Origin of the sequence: Alistipes intestinihominis, assembly GCF_040095975.1 — a bacterium.
In the GTDB taxonomy this organism is placed as follows: Bacteria; Bacteroidota; Bacteroidia; order Bacteroidales; family Rikenellaceae; genus Alistipes; species Alistipes senegalensis.
This window is the reverse complement of the sequence record NZ_JBBMFL010000015.1, coordinates 16,152-38,136: the sequence shown is the minus strand read 5'-3', so window position 1 is coordinate 38,136 and position 21,985 is coordinate 16,152. Positions and strand designations below refer to the sequence as shown.

The following is a 21,985-nucleotide window of genomic DNA, read 5'->3' as shown; positions in this document are numbered from 1 at the left end:
TACCAATGTGATATTTATTATATTGACAGAATCGCTCTTATTCTTGATTATTTTCACTACCTTTGTAGTCAATAACTTAAATAATATTTATATGAAAGAGTTGGTTTCAAAGATACAGGAAGTATATGCTACATTCTCCACGGATGCGGCACTTCAGATTGAAAAAGGCAACAAGGCCGCAGGTACCCGTGCCCGCAAGACTTCGTTGGAATTGGAAAAACTGATGAAAGAGTTTCGTAAGGTTTCCTTGGAAGAATCCAAGAAATAGCCTTTACACGTCCGGTCGTTATCACATAATGCCGGTTCTTCTGCAGATGCGGCATAAAAACCATATTGGCAGAACGACATAATAAAATACGGAAAGCGTTAGCTTTTGTCATGCACCGAAATCTGGTAAATTTCACTTATCCGCAGGACAAACAGTTTTCGCCTATGCTTTTGCGTGGGCTTAACTTGTTTGCGGATAGGTTTACCAGAACCTCGGTGCTACGGGTTATGTCCCACGCTTTTTGGTCTTGGTACATTGAATGCTTGACGGGACTCAAGCCAAATACGGAGATATTATGAACGACATGAATCTGATGGATGAACTTTTGAAAATTCCTGCTGATGCAACTGCCGCCACCGTACAAGGCATAGAAATGCTTCTTATCGATGAAAACAAGGCGGGGGCTTTATTGGAGTCGGATCCTAATGACAACACCATCCACGAATGCCTTTTAAGCAACGGCCGTTTCCTGTTCCAATCGGACAATGCCAACCTCGTTGCCCTGTATAAAGTAACAGGATCATCTGAATAACGCTCCTGTTGCATATAATCACCTTATTTGTCTGATTTCATCCTTCCTGCAAAGGCTTTTGACGGCTTGAATGCCGGGATATTGTGGGCAGGCACTATCACCGTGGTATTCCTGCTTATGTTGCGTGCTGTCTTTTCCGCACGGTGCTTGATGATGAAACTGCCGAAGCCGCGAAGATAAACCTCCTCGCCGTTTATCATGGAAGACTTTACGCTATCCATGAATCCTTCGACAACTTGTAACACGACCTGCTTCTCCAGACCGGTCTGCGTTGCTATTTCCCTGACGATATCCGCTTTTGTCATATTAACTCTTGATTAAATACTGTCAATCCGTTCACAAAGATACATCATTTCCTGAAATATCCTCCTTTTACAAACACATATAATAAACATTAGCCGGCGTCCGTCTCTACTCTTTCGATACAAATAGTATCGAAGTATGAAGCTGACACTCAACCGCAAATTCAAAGGTCAGACCTATACCATAGGTGACCTGTCCATCGACGGCAAATTTTTCTGTAATACCATCGAAGATGCCGTGAGGGAACTTCCGGCAACCTGTCCGGATACTCCTCGCGGCCGTTCCTGTACCTGCAAGGAAAAGGTCTATGCCAAGACTGCCATTCCTGCCGGGACTTATAAAGTCACTCTTCAGTACAGTCCCAGGTACAAGAAGAAAATGCCATATCTGCATGATGTGCCGCATTTCCTCGGCATCCTGATCCATTCCGGCAATACCGAAGTCGATTCCGCCGGCTGTATCATCGTGGGAAAGAATACGGTCAAGGGAAAAGTTTTGGAATCCCGTACTACATTCCAAAAACTGTATGCTATACTCGAGTCCGAAAGGGACATAACCATTCAGATTGTATAAATCTAATGGCGGTCAACAGGCTCAAACCACCCAGAAACCTGCGCATCGAGTTCAAACCGTCCCCACGGCAGTATGAACTCTGGAAACTGTTGCAACCGAACTATTGTCCCCATTGTGGCGGGGAGATCGAGCAAATCCTTATCGGCTATGACCAGCAAGGCAACCCTCAGTACAGGCCCCAATGCAGGCATTGCAAGTCGCAGAACCTGCCGCAGCTGATACTGGGAGGCGGAGCGGCCGGCGGCGGAAAATCGTATATCGGCAGCGTTTGGCTGGTGTCTTCATGTATCCGGTTCGAGAATATCCGTGCGGTGGTGGCCCGTAAGACACTCAAGTCGTTGAAGGAATCGACATGGAATACCATCAAGTCGATTCTGAAGGATTGGGGACTGAAAGAGGATACAAACTACAAGATAAACAACCTCGAAGGCACGCTCACATTCTGGAATGACTCGGTCATCATCATGAAGGAGATGGCGGATATCCCCAGCGACCCCAACTTCGAGCGTTTCGGCTCTTCGGAATACACCATCGCCATGGTGGACGAGGTGTCGGAAATCTCGGAACGGGCCGTCGAAGTGCTGTTCTCCCGTCTCCGCTGGAGAACCCATGAGACATTCAAGACTCCGAGAATGCTGCTCACCACCAATCCGACGATTAACTGGGTGCGTTCCCGCTTCGTGCAGGACGAAAACGGAGACAAGGTCATCTGCCGCGAGGGTGAAGCGTATATACCTTTTTCCGTGTTTGACAACCCGAATATCGCTTTCCGTCAGGTGTACGAGGCGGCCCTGAACAAGATCCGGGATCAGGCGACAAAGGAACGCCTGCTCTATGGCAACTGGGATTTCGTGGAAGCCAACGATATGGCGATTTATAACAGTTTCGACGGCTCCCGGCATCTCGTTACCGGACTGAAAGAAAAAGCATACGATCCGACCAAGCCGCTCATCACGGTGTGGGACTTCAATGTTGCCCCCCAAATGTCGGTGCTCTCCGCACAAATAGACTATGAAAACAGGAAGGTCTATATACTGGAAGAGATACTCGGCAAGCCGGAGGAAAAGGAGAACAACACACCTGCGTTGGCACGGAAAGTACGCTTAAAACTTTACCGGGACAAGCATATCGGCGGAGTGGATGTGACCGGTGACCCTTCCGGGTTACAACGCTCCACCACCAACGAGGACGGCATCAACAACTATACCATCATCACGGACACTTTCGGCAGAGGAATCCTGCGACCGAAGGTAAAGCTATTACGCAAGCAGCCTCCGCAGGCTACACGGTGCGAGTTCGTCAACGAGGTATTCGGGGGCTATGAAGGCTGGGAGATACAAATCGATATCAAATGTCGCAAACTTACCCAGGATCTGATTTACCAGCTTCGTAACGAGGACGGTACCAAGAGCAAACAGAAGACCACCGACCCGAAAACCGGTGTCAAATATGAACGGTACGGGCACTTGTCCGACTGCCTTGACTACCTGCTCTGTTACTACCTGCGTGACAGCTGGTACAAGTTCAAGAGCGGAGGCGACGGGAACGGGTATGTGGTATCCACATCGGTAATTCAGGAAGGATTTTCATACTAATAACGGAACAAGGATATGTACAGACGGTTTCTCAATAATGACGACTATCTTGGGATAATTACTCCGGAAGCCCTGGCACAACTCACGCGGGGCAATGATGCACGATTCATCCAGGCGGAAGAATCGACGGAGATGAGTATCGTGGAATATTTGTCGGAGAACTACGAGATTGAAAAGGAACTTGCAAAAGGAAAATATATCGCCGAATACGACCGTCGGATTACCTATCCCGTGGGTGTGCATGTCTATTTCGAGGGACAAATCCATGAGGTGATACGCTCCGTCAGCGGCTATCGCAAGCCGGCAACGGTTGTCTATTGGGAAGAGAGTTCTGATATCCGTGTCGATGCGGGACAAGTTGTAAATTATTCCCAGTTCAACACCTATTATCCGGGAGATAAAGTGAATTATAACGGCATTGTTTATACTTGTCTTAATGAAAACGGGTACAAGTTCGATGATGTCCGTATCCCGTTGGTCGGCGGTTGGATCGAGGCGGAAGCCTCGTTATGGCAGCCTGTCGAGTATCCTCTGTGGGCAGTCGTCGAGTATGAAGGAGCATTCTATACTTTGATGACGCTTGAAGGTTTCGATTACAATCTTGACCCGATGGTTTCCGACTGCTGGGGAGCCATAGCCGATTACGATTCATCATACAATGCCTATGAGTTGTCGGAACACGAATATGTCGTTTATGACGGACGGGTATTTTACCCGGAAACGGATGTGAACGCGGACACACCGCAAGTCGGGCAGAACCTCTCGTTGCATGACCCCCGCAACTACAATCTCAAGAAGCACATGGTCCGGCTGGCCATCTACGAACTCACGAAACTCATTGCTCCGAATAATGTCAGTGTTGTCCGCATGCGCGATTACGAGGATAGCATGAAATGGCTCAATGATGCCGCCAAACTACGGCTTAATCCGCAGATTCCCCGCAAAGTCGATGACTCGAAGAAACCTGTCACCGACTGGCAACTGGCTACTTTCCAGACGGATTATGATCCGTATAAGAATCCGTGGATGGTGTAAATAGAAAAAGTATTAGGTATCAGAGAAATAATTGTTACATTTTTTCAACTGACTAAATAACAGAAGAATGTCGATGCCTTATACCTTACGAGCAACTAATCAAATCTAGCATCTCGTTACTTATCTAAATTTTTTAATTAGTAATATCTGGTAAATGCCGGAATTCCGGAATGAGGGATAGAAAAGTGAAAGAACTCTTTCGTACAAAAAAACAGATTTTCGGGCATTGAAAGAATAATTGATAATCAGTTATTTGTGCTGTTTTTTGACCAAAAACTTGTTTTTTGGACAGAGCAAAAATTGTCTTCTCAATTAAAAGATGGGAAACTCGCAGTCTTTATATAGCGAGTATTTCTTCCTACACCCTCTTTCTGTATAATCCCCATCTCTTCCATTTTTGAGATAAACACTCGAACCTGTCTGTCAGAACCTTGATATTATCTGATTACAGAATCAGCAGTCTATCAACTTTTCTATCCATTCATTGAAGTGACTGCACCGGGCACGAAGTTCATCCATGCCGACACTTTTGGTAACATCTTTGCCGGTAGCCGGCTTATTGTAGTTGTAATGCTGTTTTTTGTCTCCTTCTATCGCCTTGATAATACGTTTGCTCGGAGCCGTTTCCGGACTATTGTTTATCAGCTCGGGGTTGCTGGTTTTCTCCAGGTCTTTTTTCAGCTGTTCGCAGCGTTTCTCACAACCGGGGTAACGCTTTGCCAGATAGTCAATACCGCAAAAGAGCAGAGCTTCAAATTCATGCAGCTGAATATAGGGAATGAAACGACTATCGTTGATTGCTTCAGCAAACGCCGTTTCCAATGCTGCGACACGGGCGTAAGGCTCACCGATTGCTTTGGCTGCTTCATAACCGGGAAAATCATCCGGCAATGCGTAGAGGTCGAACATCGTTGTGAAAACATGACGTTCGTATTCGCCGTCCATCTTCATTTTCCGCAACAGTTCTAGGTCTGTCACCGCCTGAGCATAGCTCAGCATTCCACCACGGGCATTCTTTTTCTTGTTAGTGGTAATCAGGATGCTTTTTACACCTGCCACACCTTGCGCTTGCAGGTAGGGACGCAACACTTCCTCCACAAATCCCTGTTCCGTCTGTCCCTCACAAAGGACATGAATAATCTTCGCTTTCATACGGGACGTCCTCCTATGATGTTTTTGTCCCAAAGTTCGCTCACCGTATAGTTCTGAAGCCAAAGATGATATTCTTTGGCGTCAAGGTGAGTGACAGAGGTTGCCTGCGTTTCCTTGTTCATTTCCACCACAGAGATATCGCCGATGTCGAAATGATCGACCAAATCCTTGCTCTGCGTGGCAATAATGACCTGTGCGTGTATGGACGCATCCTTAATCATTTCTGCCAGCTGGCTGATGGCATAGGGATGCAAGCCAAGTTCCGGTTCATCCAAAATGATGACGTTGGGCATTGTCTGGGCAGGCTGCAGAAGCAAGGCGGCCAGGGCAATGAAACGGATAGATCCGTCGGAGAACTGGTAGGCATTGAAACGATAGTCCGTGGCAGAATTATCTATCCACCGGAGAGAAATGATACCACCCACGGGCTCCAGATAGAAGTCCTGGAACTGGGGAACTACGTCACGGACATAGTCAACAATCCGGTTGTAGGCATCCTTGTAGTTCTCCCGCAGGAACAGCAGGAAAGAAGGCAGATTGTTTCCGTGCGACTGGAGGTAATTGGCCGTCTCGACGGGACAAGCCTGACGTAGCGGCCCCTCTGTCGATGAATCGTGAAACTGATATACCTTGCAGTAAGAAAGCATCTGGAAAATAGTTTTGGCAACCGGATCCTCACACTCTGCGAGAGCGGACTCCTTGAAATTCGGTTCCAGTGCTATCTCATAGGGCTTTTTCTCCCCCTTGCGATGCCATGTAATCCGCTCTTCCGTGATAATCAGCCTGTCGGGAGTGGCATTGGCCAATGAAAAGCCATAAACATCCATGGAATTGCTGTCGGCAAACTTCAGTTCTCCGGACATGACCGGTGTCCGTTTAATGCCGTAATGCAGCAAGGCATGAGACGTGCCCGATATTTCCACATATCTCCCGAATGACTTGCTCATCATGTAGCTCAGCATCCGGAAAAAACTGATGATATTGCTCTTGCCTGCACCGTTGGCACCCAACAAGATGCTGACATCACCCAGCTTCAAGGTCACAGGTCTGTCATAGGCTATGGATTTATATCCTCTGATCGTGACTTCTTGTAATTTAGTCCTTTGGTATGTCTTTGCCATTATCGTCATATTATTGATTGAATTACAAAAATAACCATAAATCCCAATACGAACGAAGGAATGCTCAAAAAACTATAGAGTTAATTTGTCCGGAGTCTGAAGGCATAAATAAGAAATCTGTTTTTCTTTTTAGCTAGGTCGGATTTTCAGTTCTGCTATGTGTTTCTTCTTCTCCAAGCCCTTTGTGGTAAATCCTTCACATCGAAATGGGAAAAAGACGTGCAGAACAAGCGGAACACTCGGTAAATGCCGGGATTCCTGAATGAGGGATAAAAAGTGAAACGCCTGCCAATGATAACAAAACCAGCAGGCGTCATTTATTATATTTTGTCATTTTACGAATGTGACATCTCCTTCCACAACTTCCCAGTCGTCGATTTCAGCTCCTATTCCCGGTGTGCGAAGCCCGTCCGTACCGAGTATAAGCGAGATTTGACATTCCTGTCCCGCTTTGAAATTCGGAATGGACAGGTAATCATAGACCATTTCATTCAAGTGAACTTGGATGAAAGGCTCTACCGGGCTGTAGTCTAACGGCAAGGTGGCAATGTAATGTCCGTCGCCGGTATGGTCTTCCGCAGCCACAGACAAGAAGTTACCGTTGCCGTCCATACAATTGAGCCAAATGTCTGCCTCTGTTATGCTGCCGATGTCTTTGTCCGCCTGCAATACGACATTCACCTTCGGTACTAACATATTTCTTCTGGTGAATGTGTCAAGAAAATACAAAAGTTACAACCGAACATTAAGTGTTTGCGTTATACGCATACACGCTTTTCCGTCACCGTAAGGATTAATGGCTTTACTCATTTGCTCATAAGCAGATGCATCATCCAATAAAATCGATACCTCGGAGACAATTTTGTTATAATCGGTTCCTACCAATTTTACCGTTCCTGCATCCAACGCCTCCGGACGTTCGGTGGTGTCACGCATCACCAGTACCGGTTTGCCTAACCCCGGAGCCTCTTCCTGAATACCACCGCTGTCGGTAAGGACAAGGGTCACTTTTTCCATCAGGAACACGAAACTCAGATATTCCAATGGTTCGATAAAGAACATATTTCCCAAACTATTCAAATTCTCCCCGAATACTTCATGGATAGGTTTGCGGACATTGGGGTTCAAGTGCATCGGATAGACAAAGTCCACATATGGATATTTTGCCGTCAGATCCTTAATGGCTGTGCACATGCTGATGAATCCGTCTCCGAAATTTTCACGTCGGTGTCCGGTTATCAAAACGAGTTTCTTGCCATCAGCAAGCCGTGAGGTATCGTAACCCGCTTTTTCCAGCACCCCGGCAAGTTCTTGTTGTAGAGCTCCGTCAGTCTTTATTTTATCAACAACGATATGAAGGGCATCGATGACCGTATTCCCTGTTACGGTTATCTTGTCCTCCTGCACACCTTCCGTCAACAGATTTTTCTTGCTTAAAGCGGTCGGAGAAAAGTGATAGGTGGCAATGCGCCCTGTTATTTGTCTGTTCATCTCCTCCGGCCAAGGGCTGTATATGTTGTGGGTACGCAGGCCCGCTTCTACATGACCTACAGGGATCTGCTGATAGAAAGCTGCGAGTGCGGCGGCAGTAGAAGTGGTTGTGTCACCGTGCACCAATACCACATCAGGTTTCGCCTTGTTCAACACATCACGCATCCCGGTCAGCACACGGGCGGTTACATCATACAGATCTTGCCCCTGCTTCATGATGTTCAAGTCATAATTCGGCTTGATATCGAATATCTGCAACACCTGATCGAGCATTTCACGATGCTGCCCCGTCACGCAGACGATTGTTTCAAAGTCTGCTGATTTTTTTTGGAACTCCTTCACCAACGGAGCCATCTTAATGGCCTCCGGACGAGTCCCGAAGACCAGCATTACCTTCTTCATTGTTCTATAATTTTTTAGTTATCAGCCACCAGGCATACTTTATCAAGTGAATTTGCCGTTTTATTCTTTTCGGTTCTTTGAGCAACCGATAGGCAAATTCAAGATTGTGGTTCACCCACCATTTAGGAGCCCTTTCCACATGGCCAGTATATACATCGAAGCTGCCGCCTAATCCTTGAAAGATGGCTTTGTGTCTATGCTGTATTTCTTCCATCAGTAATTCCTGTTTAGGAGACCCCATAGCCACAAATACCACATCAGGTCTTTTTTCGGTTATGTCTTTTATAAGTCTTTCCCGTTCCTCGTTTGCCTTGATATATCCATCCCGATAACCGATAATGTGAATCCCTGCATATTCTTTACGCAGTTTAGACACAGTTTCTTCTATGATTTGAGGTTTACCACCTATCAAATAAAAAGTCTTTTCTCTATAAAATTGAGCTACAATTTTGAGCCACAACTCACAACCGGGAATTTTACACGCATTTTCAAAACCTTTTTGTTTGAGAGCCATTTGTGCGCCGGCTCCATCGCAATACCCTATGTTCCGATTGATAATTCCTCGTGTCTGATCTGTAGCATGTAAAATTTTCTCAGCATTTATGGCTACTAATATGCCCTTATTATCGTTTACAAAAGACAACAAAGACTGTTCGGAATCGAACGGATATATTTCGACTCCGTTTAAAGAAACTTTATTCATTTATGTTGGAAATTTTATATTGCGAGTAAATAATGCGACATTGCATTAAACATAAATGCATTACTCCATCGCATATACGAGATTTTAGAACTGATGCCAGGTTTTAATTGGTAGTAGAAATACCCCTTTTTATCTTGCATATTTCGGATTGTCCATTGCAATACTTTTTTGGCAAGTTCCTCATATTTTTTCATCTTATGTAGGCGGGTCAATGTTATCAATAGCTGCCCTGGACAATGGATGTCAATAGGATACATTCGGTTATCATAATATTTAGGAGTTCCGTCCGCTTCGAAAAAATGATTGACATAGTAGTCGAAACCTTTTTCGATGTAACCATTGAAAGCATGATCCTCTGTCAACTCTTGATAAGCGATCAGCGCATCTAAATTATATCCTGTATGAAAGCTGTCTACCCAATTCTGTACGGGGAGCATTCCATATACCCAAGCCCCGTCTTCCCGTTGCCCGGAACAACAGGCTTTAATGGATAGCTCCGCTAGTCTTTTGTATTCCTCCTGTTGTGTATAATAAAAACAATAACTCAACAATCGAGAACCGAGCAGCGAAGCATTGAACACAGTGTCATTACCCTCTAACGGACTATAAGAAAAGAGAAAGCCACCATTATACGGCGTGCGATGCAAATCTTTTATTACAAAATCCGCTGCACTTAATGCAATCTCCAAATAGTGTTTGTTCCTAGTTATTTCATATGCCTGCATCAGTGCCGTGGCACAGAAATTTGTAGCAACTACTGTGGGCGTGAATTTGGGAAAAAGAAACAGACGGCGTGCCTGCCAATCGAAGTTATACCCCCAGCAAGCACCGCTGTAGCCTTTAGATTGTAAGGATATAAGCAACTCTGCCAATTCTTCAATCCGAGCCTTTATCATCTCCAACGTTCCCATTTTTTCGGATAATTGCGGATGATTTTCCACAACTTTATACAGATTGCAATATCCGGACAAGAACAGCCCGATACCTTTTGCGTTATACTCTTTCGGAACGAAAGCCATCCGTCTCATATTGAAAGGGCAACGCTTGAAACCTTGTATGACCATCAATCTGCACAATACAGACTTTTTCAGCAGCGGAATTGCCTGAAAAATTTTAGAGTTGAGACCATCATACGGATCCCAACCCTTGAAATGTTCAGTCTCACAATAAATTTTTAGCTTATAAAAAGCATCTGCAATATCATTCATTGGTGTTATTCATTTTGTCAAGAATGGCATACGGCCATCTTTATACTTTGGGTTTGTCTCAATCGCATAATCAAGATTCTTTCTCCAGCCAATAATCTTTGCCGGACATCCTGCTACAATAGCACCTTTGGGAACACTTCGGTTGACAAATGAATTTCCAGCGATTACCACATCATCTTCTATTACAACAGGGCCAGCAATAATAACATTAGGTCCCACCCAAACATTATTCTTTAGACAAGGAACTTCTTTATATGGAAACTGCCGTACAGTAGAAAATCGCAATCCTAATACGCAATTTTCTCCGATTTCTGTTCCCGGTATTAAGACAGTGCTAATCCCTTTGCACACACAGTATGACCCTTTTCCTATTTTTGAATCAGCGGTTATTTTTGAATTGAAAATGAGAAAAATCAATAGTTGTACGATTTTGGGCAAAACCGGAATATGGCGTTCAAATAGCCAACGTTCTACCCTATAGAATGATATAATGTCCATATGAATTAATCCTACCGTTTTCTTATAAATTTTGCGGGATTTCCTGCCCAAACTTCATTGGCTGGTATATCTTTGGTCACAACAGAACCTGCTCCAATTATAGCTCGCTCTCCAATTGTTACAGGTTTTACCACCAAAGTATTCATTCCGAGATAGGCGCCTTTGCAGATATGAACCTTCCCCCTGTCGTAACTTCCAGTATTAGGATTCATGAAATGTGTTACTATTTTCACCCCCGATGTCAAACGAACACCTTCTTCGATAAAAATATCTTGTGGATAATTTGTGTCAAATATGACGCCCTCACCGATAAACGTTCTTTTGGGGCTGATTATCTGCACTCCACCCCATTTGCAAACTAATGGTCTCCATGCCCTTGATTTCATGGGTAGATGTTGGAGGTGTAAAAATATTAGCTTCTTGATTCTCAGAATATTCATAGCTCAATATATTTCTTTAGTGTATTTTCAAATTTTCGGACAACAACGGATGCAACAAAATGGGTTTTCGCATATTCGGAATTATATATTGATACACTCCTCATTTTAGCAGGATTCTCGATATATGGTTTCATTGCTTCTGCAAAAACTGCCGGATCTAACGAACTTGATATATATCCCATCTTTCCATTTTCAAAGAAATCTATTAGGCCACCCACTTTTCTGGTAAAAATAGGGAGTCCGAAAATCATTGCTTCCAAAACCACAGTTGGCATACCTTCCGTATAACTTAGAAACAAATACATATCGGCGTTAATGTATTCCTTTTTAAAATCTTCCCCACGTAACTCTCCAGTAAAACGGACATCCTTTATTTTCTTATTCTCAACATATTGTTTCAACATAGGAAGTTCTGAGCCATCACCGACAAAGGTCAATGTCAGATCCTTGTATTGTGACTTAAGTATTGAAAATGTATCGACTGTTTCATATACACCCTTGGCCTTTTCTATTCGCCCGCTATACATAATGTTTTCGGCTTTTCCTTGTCTCATCGAAAGGTCAAAACCTGAAATAAAATAATCGGGTACTTTTGTCGAAGTTAGATGTATATCAGATTTTATCCCCCTCCTTATCAATTCATTCTTGAAATCTTGGGATAACACAAAAATACACAAGGCCTTATTCAAATTGGCACTTATCCATTTCCAATCTGCATTTTTAGCATACTCGAAATTGAAACCATGAATAAATACGGATGTTTTCTTTCTGAAAAATCGGCAAATGTTTAAATATATAAAATCTCGTTTTAAGGCTTTATCTCCAAGCGATGGGTTAAGTAGTACTATATCAGGTTTAAAGCAAATCAATCGGATTATAAAACGGATAATTAAAAATGGATAAAATATATTACGCCAAGGCTTACGACCGAAATAAAAATATTCAATATTTTCTTTCCAATACTCTTTAATCCCTAAATAATAATTAGTTACTCCTCCATATCCGGATTTAGTGGGAACAGTTATTAATACCCTCATTGTTAGTGTTTCAATTGATATGATTAAAATAATTAAGAACATTGAACATCAACGGTTAATCTATTTTCGTTTTCTGATGTTATGCCTTTTTGGTTGTTCGTATTGGTAGCTATCCATAGACCATACATCAGCACGATGAGAAATTCAGATTACAAAATTTTTCATCATGAACATAGATTACTAAACCATAAGTTTAGTTGGAACAACATGTGCCTCTGTTCAACTAATGGTGTAACAATGAAATACAATACCGGTATAATTGTAACCATAGTTATTAGTAGCTGGGACTTAAAACTCAATTTGGATTGAATATCCATAACCCACATATATGTAAAAACATATAAGAATAGCACGGCAAGTTTGAAGAATCTATCATAAAAAGTCAAACTGACATATCCGAAATTGGCAAAAGACAATAGGAGAATACAGAACCCCCAGAATTTGACATTCTGCTCCCAAAATTCTTTCCCTATTTTTTTATATAGTATATAGATCACAGCCAAGACACCGAAAACGGCAATTGTTTCACGAAGCAAATAGAACTGATTACCATACTCGCGTATTTCCTCTGCATACTTTCCAACAGACTGTATGATATTTTGATTCCTAACGCTCTCTTTGACGTAGTTTTCAAATATGCCAAATTGTGCGATATTAGTGACAAACGCGATTTTCGCAAAGCGAACGATGAATGATACGATAAGAATTAAATAGTACACTTTAAACCTATATCGCAAGAGTAGGTTTAATACAGCCGCGACACATAAGGCGAGTAGTGAATAGTGAAAACAAATACATAACGCAGATAACCAAAGGTACTTAACGGCTCCTGAATTAAGGTATCTCAAATAGAAGCCAGTAAAAACAAATGCTCCGCTCCAAAAGCGAAAACCGAGAAACCAATAGTATTCTACAGTAAAAATCACTCCCAGGAAGAGTAGCCATGCAGGAATTGACATTTTCTGCATATATAATGGCTGGAGTGGTTTTACGACTCCAAATATAAATAGAGAAGTATATACCACACACGCACAAGCAGAGAAAAAATTCCGGTTATCAGCAATTAAACCAATGAAATATTTAAATAATACAGGATATATTTCTTTGCCATATTTTGATGTTCCAGAGTCCATCCATTGCTCAACCAATGATTTGTCGGCAATACGATGAAAATGCTCATAATGAACCAACAAATCCATTTGTGGCTCATAAAACCAACCAAAATAGAAAGAAAAGATAATAAATAGAATGGGGGCAAACCTTTGTCTGAAAAACATTAATGACAAACACAGTCCTACAAAAGGAATAAATGTCATTATTACAGACAAGATTACAATTAAGGCTAAAGAAATAGCCCAATGTCGAGAATTAGTATCTATATTGTATATCCTATTGTTTATCAACATTACCAACTCTTACTTTATTGGCTAAATATAGGCGCAAAACCAAACATCCCACGTTCGCTATAATCAAAGCCCAAATAACACTTCCTATGCTAATACTGTGAGTAAGAATCAAGACAAGGACAACAATGATGTATATGATTGCAGAATAAATGGTTGTCATATTTACCTCATTGATTTTTCCAAGTACGCCCAAATAAGGGAAACCGAACATGTCAGCTGGCACACTAATCGCCAATAAAAGCAAGAATAGGTTGAAATACGTGGTTATACTTGCTGTTTCAGTCTTAATAAAAATCGGTATAAGATACGGTGATAAGAAATATATACAAGCTAAAGCGATTGTATTGGCAATACATAAAAGCAATACCATCTTAGTCGCTCTACCCATATTTTTTATCCTTGTGAAATATGGGTAAAATATCTGAGATAAAAGCGGAGAAACAAATGATGAATACGCATTATGAAGTTTTTCCGCAGCTGTATATAATCCGACTGCAAAATCTCCAAGAATAAAGCCAAGCACTAAGGTATTCATTGTTTTATAGGCTCTCATCAAAAAAGTTGATGAGAAAAACGGAATACTATCCTTAAGATAAAATTTCACTTCTTGTGCCGAGACTATTTGAAGTTTGATCCCGTATCTTTTTTGGGCAATGAATAAAGCGACAATACCTGAAACAAATGTTTCAAGAGCATAGCACAACATCACCAATGCATAATCATCAGTAGACTTAACGATTAAAAAAATAGGCAATATACATAATAGCTTTATTGGCACGCTGATACGTGTTATATATTTAATGTCCTCCATTGAACGGAAAAGCCAATAGGGAGCAATGACAACCCCTATCAAACGAATAAAGGCTAATATATAAAGCGTGAGTTCATTCCTTAGTGAAGGAATCAACCCTACAACTAAAATATAAACAAATAGAGAACAGAGTATGAGAAAAAACTTACATTGCAGAATAGAAGAAACTATCCTTCCCAATTTTTCTTGATTGTCTCTATTATTGACGACATGCCTGACATTAGATAAATCGAAACCGAACTCATTGAATATCTGAAAGTAAAAGCTAAATATAATGGCAAAATTTACAAGACCGTATTTTTCTACTCCTATAACGTTCAACAAATATGGAATTAGTAGAATTGGTATAATGCTACTGAAACCATAAAGGAGAAACTGATTCCAAATATTTGACAACAATCTTGATTTGAAAACTTGGCTTAATGTCATCTTCTTAAAGCAATAGATTTTCTGTAAATCTGCAATCAGTATATGTGTACGTTTATTGGGAGGGTAAGTCTTGGTAAACTTAATGATTGTCTACCTCTATTGCTTAAATATTCCACAGAAATCAAGTATCACTTTATCATCTTTCCACGGTAGTTCTTTGAAAGGTGTATGGGCTGTAAGGAACACAACAATATCGGCTTTGTCATAAGCCTCTTTATAGTCTGTCAACTTGAACACGTTATGTTCTTTCACATTTGGCTCTACCACTAAAATGTTGGCATTATTACATCCTTGCATTACTTTAGTTGTGATATATTTTGCTGGAGATTCACGCAAATCGTCAATGTCCGGTTTGAATGCCAACCCCATCATTGCTACCACAGGCTTACAGTGATTTTTCAGTTCAAATTCAAACATGGCGTTCTTTACTTTTTCAGCACAATAGAACGATTTATAATTGTTGATTTCGCGTGCTGTAGAAATTATGCGACTTTCAACCGGAAAATCCGCTGTAATGAAATATGGATCGATAGCAATACAATGACCTCCGACTCCACAGCCAGGTTGCAGGATATTTACGCGCGGATGTTTGTTGGCAAGCCTGATAAGTTCCCAAACATTAATCCCTGCCTTGTCGCAAATCAATGAAAGTTCATTGGCAAAAGCTATCTGCACGTCACGACTGCTGTTCTCAGTCAGTTTGCACATTTCAGCGGTCTTGCAATTAGTCCGATGCAGCGTCCCCTGTACGAACTGCGAGTAGAACTCGATTGCTTTTGTTGTACTTTCTTCGTTCATACCGCCAATGACACGGTCGTTATGTACCAACTCATAAATCACATTGCCCGGAAGTACACGCTCGGGGCAATAGGCGATATAAATTTTACCTTCCAATTCAGGACGCTCAGCGAAAATTAAGTCACGCATTTTATCAGTCGTACCAACGGGTGATGTGCTTTCAATTACATATAAGTCACCTTCCTTGAGAAAAGGAAGTACAGCACGAGTTGCCGCCTCTACATACGAAATATCAGGCTCATGATTACCTTTGAACGGGGTGGGAACAACCATAAAGTAAGCGTCACTTGTCTCCGGCTTCGTGCTTGCGTGCAATGTCCCGTTTTTCACAACTTCTTGCAGCATTTCTTCCATCCCCGGTTCAATGATGTGGAGCTTACCTTGATTGGTCAGCTCTACAACTTTGGGGTTGATGTCAACACCCGTTACCTGTACTCCGTGCTTTGCTGCGATAATGGCTGTAGGCAATCCGATATAGCCCAAGCCCATAAAACATGCTTTCATAAAATTGAGTTTAATTGAAATTCTTTTGATTGGTCATTCATACTTTTGAACAGTTCATCCAGCTTTTTCACAAAATTGTCTTTTTGGCTATCGGAAAGTTCCTTATCTTTTAACTGCTCTATAATGGAATGATAAAGAGCCTTTTCTCCGCTTGTCATCTTGTTGTTTATTAATAGGAATTTTTGTTATAGCTTGGCTATCCATAGCCGCAATAATCTTGACTATAAATCAAGCAGTTTTTGTACGTTTCTTGTAACGCTTGTACAAATGAACTTTTGAAATATACTGTAACTGTGAATATCTGTCCCTATATAAGCAATAGCCTGTTCTCTCATAAGAAACATGGCCTTTTTCTTAATCCGGTTGCCATACATACCCGCTATTGATGGAAGATTAATCTGGAATTTCACACCCATGTCTTTTAGCTGTCGGTAATCCGATTCATCCATATAAGCATAACGCTCCGGATGGGCGAGAACAGGGTGGTATCCTTTAGATTTGATGCGAAGCAGGATATTTTTCAAGCCCATCGGAGGACTGAAATAAGAGGTTTCCACCAGCAGGTGGTCGCCATTCTCGCCTAAAGGTAGCAGGTCATTCTTTCCCAGCCGTTCCTCAAAGAGATTGTCAAGCATGTTTTCCGCTGCAAGGTGCAGTTGTACGCCACCTGTGTAAGCAGCCTGCAATTCTGCAAAACGGTCGCGAAGATGGGCAGTCGTATTGGGAATGTCTTCCATGATGTGCGGTGTGAGCCATACGGATTTGATCCCTTGCTCCTCATACAAACGTAGAATTTCCAAAGATTCGTCCATCGTTTGTACACCGTCATCCACGCCCGGAAGAATATGCGAATGATAGTCTGTAAAACCGATTAGCTTTATTATATTTTGTTTTTCCCTTTTTTTAAAAAACCACATATAATGACATAAAACTTTTTAATCATTCCCGATTCCACATGACATATATGCGGAATCCGGGAATGAATTGATTGTCCCGGTGATAAACTTCACCACCAGTTTCGCTTGCCGAAATGATTTATCAACCCGGCCCCAACACAAGCTAAACCGATACAGATAGCCGCAGGAGGACAGATAAATCCACCAGCCAATACTCCGGCTTTTGTTGCGGCAACCACTCCGACTCCTTTGGTAATCAATGCTGTTTTACCAAATACACCTACAGTAACCATACCCGCACCGAATAAGGTCGCTTTGTCTTCTGTAAAATCGTTCTGTGCCATAGTTGTGATTTTTAGTGAAACAATAGGGAAATCAAATTTACATTCTTACTCCGTATTTAATTGCTTGATAATCAACGATTTACTCTATATATTTTTCATCGGAACCATAGTGATATTCCGAACCGTAACCATAGTGATAACCATACCGATAGCCATAACGGTATCCGTAGCGACCACCGCTTCCCTCGGTTCCATTCAGGATCAGGGACATGTTCTTGTATTTTTTCTCCCCGTAGATTTTCTCCAGTTCAGCAAGCATACTCAGTTCAAGCAATCCTGCACGAACCACGAAAATAGTACGGTCAGCCAGCTTCTCGATTATCTGCGTGTCGGCCACCAGTTCGATGGGCGGACAGTCAATCAGCACATATTCGTATTGTTCCCTTACGGTATCTATTACCTGTTTCAGCCGGTCGTCGAACAACAGTTCGGTGGGGTTGGGAGGTATGGTGCCGACAGGAAGGATGTCCAGATATTTCTGTTTCGGATTGGTGACAATTATTTCATTGAGATTGTCAATCCTGCCGCCAAGATAGTCGCTCAACCCCTTGGTAGGAGAGTCGATATAGGATGACGCAGAGCCGTGACGCAGGTCACCGTCGATTACCAACACTTTCTTCCCTTTAATGGCAAAGCTCACGGCGATATTCATGGTCAGGAACGACTTGCCGCTGCCCGGATTGAACGAGGTCACGATGATGACATTCGATGCCTTATCCTTGCCAGTCATGAACTCCAAGTTGGTACGCAATACACGGAATGCCTCGTTGATGATGTCACGGCTGCCCTCCTTGACAACAATGGCCCTGACTTCCTGTGGTTTCTTTCTGAATATTCCTTTCTTCTTTCTTGTGAACAGCGGAATTTCACCGATGAACGGTACGGTTACGCTTTCCAGATCTTTTCTTCCCCGTACACGGGTATTCATGTTCTCACATATAAAGATAATGACTACCGGAATAAGCAGTCCCAAAGCACACGCGACCATTAAGATGTTTTTGCGCACGGGTGACATCGGCAACATGCTACCGTGGGGCGGGGCAACAATACGGGTATTGTAGGCCGTAAATGCCTGTGAGAGTTCGTTCTCCTCACGCTTTTGCAGTAAGAACAAATAAAGAGCCTCCTTTACCTTCTGCTGGCGTTCCACCGAGAGCAGGTATTTGGCTTGTGTAGGGTTAGCTGCTATACGTGATGTTGTCTGTTGCTCCGTCTGCCGCAAACTTTTTATCTGCGAATTCAAGGTTACTATCTGATTGTCGATAGACCTGATTATCGCCCCACGCATGGATGCCAGGGCCTGATCCATATCAACGACCAGCGGATTTTCCGTACTACTGTTCGCAACCAGGCTGTTGCGCTGCAACAGTTGTTTGTTGTATTCGGCAATCTGCGATTCAATATTGGCGCTTTCAATGCCGGAATTGGCCGGAAGCAGTTGGGTACGGTTGGCGTCATTGGACAAATAGTTCCGGATGTAGCGGGTCATGTAGAGCTGGTTGTTCAAAGCCAGAATCTGCGCATTCGTCTGGCTGCTCTGCGCCATATACATGCTCGAAGCCGCCTGCACGTCGGGTAACAGATGTTCGGACTTGTAGGATGAAATGTCCTCGTCCACGTTGCCCAGTTCCTGTTCGATTACGCCCAAACGCTCGTTGATGAACATCGAGGTGCTGATAGCGATCTGGTTCTTGTCCTTCACCCAGTTCTCATTATAAACGGAAATCAACATGCTCAATACATCCTCCGCCCGTTGTACAGAATTATCCCTGAATGACAGGTCGATAACTGACGCTTTCTCATTATTCAATGAAACGGACAGATTGGACGAGCAGGAGTTTACAGCATCATACAAACTGGATTTACCTACATACAATGTGTATGTCTCGCCTTTCACATAATTGGGGGTTGCATGGATAATGATTTTCCCTAATGGCGTAGTGATGGAGTCGAGCAAGCGGCCCTTTATATCCTTTCCGTCGAGCTCCGTCCCGTTACGTGTAAAGTCGGATAAGAGTAATGTGCTGTCTGGCTGTACTTCCAATGTAAACCCAGCCGATTCGTTTTCAGGAAAGTCACTTATCGTTACATCCACTGGTAATGTCAGTCCATAGGCCACCTGACGGTGGAATTTCCCCGGAACGAAGTAATTCATATCCAAACGAAATCGTTTAACTACCTCGGTCATTAAAGCCGGCGACTGAAAGGTGATGAGTTCGTTATTTACATTGGTGCTGGACTGGAACAACCCAAACTCCGAAAAGGATTCCAGATCCGGGGAAACCGACTTGCCTTTGGAATCCTCCTTGATCAACACCGAAGCAGTGCGTGTATATACGGCAGGGGTACACAGCAGATAGACAGCAGCAACACCTGTCGTTATCGCCAAAGACAGGACGAACCACTTCCACCTCGCGAGGCACAGGTACAACAGATCCTGTATCCGCAGGAAATCATCCGGCTGTCCCGGTTTTGTATTCTTTTGATTTACGGCCATATCAGATTCTATATTTATTTCACGATCAACACGGTAATGGTGGTCAGCAGCGAGGCCAACGATAACCAAAAAGAGGTAGACCGCACGTTGTTCCCATTGACTGTCGATTGTCTTGCCCTGACCGAGTTAGGTTCGACATAAACAATATCGTTCTGTTGCAGGTAGTACACGGGAGAAGCATAAAGGTCATATCCCGAATTCAGATTGACCCGGTACAGGGTCTTTTTGCCGTTTTCCTCCCGCTGTACCAGCACGTTCTCCCGTTTCCCGTAGACGGTAAGGTCCCCGGCCATGCTTAAAGCGTCCAGGAGCGTCAGCCTGTCCTTGTCGATATTGAAACGTCCGGGGTTGGCGACCTCACCCAACACGGAAACGGTCAGGTTCATGAATTCCACTGTTACTACCGGATCTTTTACGAGGTTTTTCGAGATCAACTCTTCTTTTATGCACAAGGCAATCTCCTCGCGTGTCATTCCCGCCACATGGATATGCCCCAGCACGGGAAAATCGATATTTCCATCCTTGTTTATCGTGTATCCTGACATTCCTTGATTGTTGGATGCTTCTGATCTTATACCGATTTGTCGGGATATAATCGGAAGGTTGAAAAGGTCCATCAACAAAGGGTCTTTGCTGTTGACCAATATGGAAATCTTGTCTTCGGGACGTACCCTGATTTCCAATGGATTAAGAACCTGCTCTGCCATACCCGGTTTCAGGTCCGTAAAATAAGCGACTTTCGGCGCGGCACATGATCCTAGCAGGGAAGCCACGGTCAATAAGAGTAAAATGTATCTGATTTTCATATTTCATTGATTTTTATTTGTTGGTTGCCTGTCTCGACTGAAGCTGTCCGATACGTTTCGTCAGTCGGATATTGGTGAAAGTCCATATCAGGATATCGACTAGTACGATCCAGTTTACATTCAGATAAAGGGAGAGAAGAATATTAAACAGTATGAATACGGTCGATACGGATATGACGATAATCATGACACTTCGCTGCTGCATTCCGACAGCAAGTAGTTTATGGTGGATATGGTTCTTATCCGGCAAGAACGGGTTCTTTCCGTTGCGTACCCGATGCAGATAAACCCGGACCACATCACAGCAAGGAATCAGCAGCGGGGAGAATGCCAGCACCATCGGATTTATATGTACCGTATTATCATCTGTCCCACACATAGTCAACTTGAGACTGAGAAGACAGAACATCATGCCAACGGTCAGGCTGCCTGTGTCACCCATGAAAATCTTTTTTCCGTGCTCGGCATTCCCGAAAACATTGTAATAAAAGAACGGCACTAACACCCCTAATGTGGCGAACGCCAGCATGGCATATATATACTGGTGAAACATAAGAAAAGTCAACCCATAAAGCAAACAGGCAATACTGCATAGCCCGGAAGCCAGTCCGTCAATGCCATCGATCAGGTTGATGGCATTGATGATGAAGACCACGAACAGAATGGTCAGAGGATACCCCAGCCATAATGGAACCGAATGAATGCCTAGAATGCCGTACAGGTTATCGATATATATACCACCGGCGATAAGCATCATGCCGCACAGAATCTGGATAACGAACTTGGCTCGATAACGGATGCCGATCAAGTCATCGGCCATGCCAACCAGATACAGAACCATGATGGAGCAGAAGGCGAAAGCCAAGGGCCGAACATCGTTCTCGATTTCGGACAACATCTCCGAATGCCCCATAACCATATTGATCCCCAGCAACAAGGCTACGGTGAAAAACACTACCGGCTTGAATGCGATGCCGCCCAACCGGGGCACGGCACAATGATGAATCTTCCGTTCGTCGGGAAGGTCGAATAACCGCTTGCGGAAAGCGATCAACAAAATCTGGGGAATGATGATACCCGCACAGAACACACAGATCAGGAATGCAATACTGCAATTAACTATCCAAAAAATCATA

At 43.1% G+C, this 21,985-nt stretch carries 24 protein-coding genes; 5 read left to right on the top strand and 19 right to left on the bottom strand.

Features of this window, described 5'->3' with window-relative positions; all coding sequences use genetic code 11:
• The first annotated feature begins 91 nt into the window (after nt 1–91).
• Together WMO46_RS11975 and WMO46_RS11970 are read left to right on the top strand one after the other, a co-directional pair.
• A complete protein-coding gene (locus tag WMO46_RS11975) occupies nt 92–268 on the top strand; it encodes a histone H1 (RefSeq protein WP_004293509.1) in 177 nt (58 codons plus the stop codon).
• 295 nt (nt 269–563) lie between these two features.
• A complete protein-coding gene (locus tag WMO46_RS11970) occupies nt 564–800 on the top strand; it encodes a hypothetical protein (protein ID WP_004293510.1) in 237 nt (78 codons plus the stop codon).
• Nucleotides 801–823: 23 nt separating this feature from the next.
• Here WMO46_RS11970 and WMO46_RS11965 read toward each other — a convergent pair whose 3' ends face one another.
• Nucleotides 824–1,105, bottom strand: coding sequence for an HU family DNA-binding protein (locus tag WMO46_RS11965; RefSeq protein WP_004293511.1), 282 nt, complete (start codon nt 1,103–1,105; stop codon nt 824–826).
• Between the two features lie 136 nt (nt 1,106–1,241).
• On the opposite strand from WMO46_RS11965, the gene WMO46_RS11960 reads away from it, so the two are divergent.
• From WMO46_RS11960 to WMO46_RS11950, 3 genes are read left to right on the top strand one after another with little or no spacing between them, the layout of a single operon-like run.
• Complete coding sequence (locus tag WMO46_RS11960) at nt 1,242–1,676, top strand: DUF5675 family protein (protein WP_004293512.1); 435 nt, start codon at nt 1,242–1,244, stop codon at nt 1,674–1,676.
• 5 nt (nt 1,677–1,681) lie between these two features.
• Nucleotides 1,682–3,271 (top strand): phage terminase large subunit, encoded by a 1,590-nt coding sequence (locus tag WMO46_RS11955; protein WP_004303996.1) that lies wholly within the window; start codon nt 1,682–1,684, stop codon nt 3,269–3,271.
• Nucleotides 3,272–3,286: 15 nt separating this feature from the next.
• Nucleotides 3,287–4,306 (top strand): hypothetical protein, encoded by a 1,020-nt coding sequence (locus WMO46_RS11950; RefSeq protein ID WP_004293514.1) that lies wholly within the window; start codon nt 3,287–3,289, stop codon nt 4,304–4,306.
• A 453-nt stretch (nt 4,307–4,759) separates the two neighbouring features.
• On the opposite strand, the gene WMO46_RS11945 is transcribed toward WMO46_RS11950, so the two are convergent.
• The 18 genes from WMO46_RS11945 to WMO46_RS11860 all read right to left on the bottom strand — a co-directional run bounded on the left by WMO46_RS11945 (nt 4,760) and on the right by WMO46_RS11860 (nt 21,984).
• Nucleotides 4,760–5,458, bottom strand: coding sequence for a DUF4276 family protein (locus tag WMO46_RS11945; protein WP_004293516.1), 699 nt, complete (start codon nt 5,456–5,458; stop codon nt 4,760–4,762).
• On the bottom strand, nt 5,455–6,579 hold the full coding sequence (locus WMO46_RS11940; RefSeq protein WP_004293517.1) for an AAA family ATPase: 1,125 nt from the start codon (nt 6,577–6,579) through the stop codon (nt 5,455–5,457). Before WMO46_RS11940 ends, WMO46_RS11945 begins: the two co-directional genes overlap by 4 nt.
• Before the next feature lie 330 nt (nt 6,580–6,909).
• Nucleotides 6,910–7,275 carry a hypothetical protein gene (locus WMO46_RS11935; protein WP_004293518.1) on the bottom strand — a complete coding sequence of 122 codons (366 nt, stop codon included), beginning with the start codon at nt 7,273–7,275 and terminating at the stop codon, nt 6,910–6,912.
• 36 nt (nt 7,276–7,311) lie between these two features.
• Nucleotides 7,312–8,472, bottom strand: coding sequence for a non-hydrolyzing UDP-N-acetylglucosamine 2-epimerase (gene wecB / locus WMO46_RS11930; RefSeq protein ID WP_004293519.1), 1,161 nt, complete (start codon nt 8,470–8,472; stop codon nt 7,312–7,314).
• A 4-nt stretch (nt 8,473–8,476) separates the two neighbouring features.
• Nucleotides 8,477–9,175: a WecB/TagA/CpsF family glycosyltransferase gene (locus tag WMO46_RS11925; RefSeq protein ID WP_004293520.1), complete on the bottom strand. Its 699-nt coding sequence runs from the start codon at nt 9,173–9,175 to the stop codon at nt 8,477–8,479.
• Between the two features lie 14 nt (nt 9,176–9,189).
• A complete protein-coding gene (locus WMO46_RS11920; RefSeq protein WP_004293521.1) occupies nt 9,190–10,383 on the bottom strand; it encodes a glycoside hydrolase family 88 protein in 1,194 nt (397 codons plus the stop codon).
• 9 nt (nt 10,384–10,392) lie between these two features.
• Nucleotides 10,393–10,881 (bottom strand): serine O-acetyltransferase, encoded by a 489-nt coding sequence (locus WMO46_RS11915; RefSeq protein ID WP_004293522.1) that lies wholly within the window; start codon nt 10,879–10,881, stop codon nt 10,393–10,395.
• A gap of 11 nt (nt 10,882–10,892) precedes the next feature.
• Nucleotides 10,893–11,321 carry an acyltransferase gene (locus tag WMO46_RS11910; RefSeq protein WP_004303995.1) on the bottom strand — a complete coding sequence of 143 codons (429 nt, stop codon included), beginning with the start codon at nt 11,319–11,321 and terminating at the stop codon, nt 10,893–10,895.
• Nucleotides 11,318–12,400 (bottom strand): glycosyltransferase family 4 protein, encoded by a 1,083-nt coding sequence (locus WMO46_RS11905; protein WP_004293524.1) that lies wholly within the window; start codon nt 12,398–12,400, stop codon nt 11,318–11,320. Before WMO46_RS11905 ends, WMO46_RS11910 begins: the two co-directional genes overlap by 4 nt.
• 122 nt (nt 12,401–12,522) lie before the next feature.
• The gene (locus WMO46_RS11900; protein ID WP_227043624.1) at nt 12,523–13,674 is read right to left on the bottom strand and encodes an EpsG family protein; all 1,152 of its coding nucleotides are present in this window, start codon (nt 13,672–13,674) and stop codon (nt 12,523–12,525) included.
• Nucleotides 13,675–13,747: 73 nt separating this feature from the next.
• Nucleotides 13,748–15,004, bottom strand: a complete 1,257-nt coding sequence (locus WMO46_RS11895; protein ID WP_004303994.1) for an oligosaccharide flippase family protein — start codon at nt 15,002–15,004, stop codon at nt 13,748–13,750.
• A gap of 96 nt (nt 15,005–15,100) precedes the next feature.
• Nucleotides 15,101–16,306 (bottom strand): UDP-N-acetyl-D-mannosamine dehydrogenase, encoded by a 1,206-nt coding sequence (gene wecC / locus WMO46_RS11890; protein WP_004293527.1) that lies wholly within the window; start codon nt 16,304–16,306, stop codon nt 15,101–15,103.
• Nucleotides 16,303–16,464 (bottom strand): hypothetical protein, encoded by a 162-nt coding sequence (locus tag WMO46_RS11885; RefSeq protein ID WP_004293528.1) that lies wholly within the window; start codon nt 16,462–16,464, stop codon nt 16,303–16,305. Before WMO46_RS11885 ends, wecC begins: the two co-directional genes overlap by 4 nt.
• Before the next feature lie 63 nt (nt 16,465–16,527).
• Nucleotides 16,528–17,223, bottom strand: coding sequence for a tyrosine-protein phosphatase (locus WMO46_RS11880; protein ID WP_004293529.1), 696 nt, complete (start codon nt 17,221–17,223; stop codon nt 16,528–16,530).
• 89 nt (nt 17,224–17,312) lie between these two features.
• A complete protein-coding gene (locus WMO46_RS11875; RefSeq protein WP_004293530.1) occupies nt 17,313–17,546 on the bottom strand; it encodes a hypothetical protein in 234 nt (77 codons plus the stop codon).
• 79 nt (nt 17,547–17,625) lie between these two features.
• On the bottom strand, nt 17,626–20,043 hold the full coding sequence (locus WMO46_RS11870) for a GumC family protein (RefSeq protein WP_004293531.1): 2,418 nt from the start codon (nt 20,041–20,043) through the stop codon (nt 17,626–17,628).
• A 14-nt stretch (nt 20,044–20,057) separates the two neighbouring features.
• Nucleotides 20,058–20,849, bottom strand: a complete 792-nt coding sequence (locus WMO46_RS11865) for a polysaccharide biosynthesis/export family protein (protein WP_004293532.1) — start codon at nt 20,847–20,849, stop codon at nt 20,058–20,060.
• A gap of 13 nt (nt 20,850–20,862) precedes the next feature.
• Nucleotides 20,863–21,984: an MraY family glycosyltransferase gene (locus tag WMO46_RS11860; RefSeq protein ID WP_349094417.1), complete on the bottom strand. Its 1,122-nt coding sequence runs from the start codon at nt 21,982–21,984 to the stop codon at nt 20,863–20,865.
• Between the last annotated feature and the right edge of the window lies 1 nt (nt 21,985).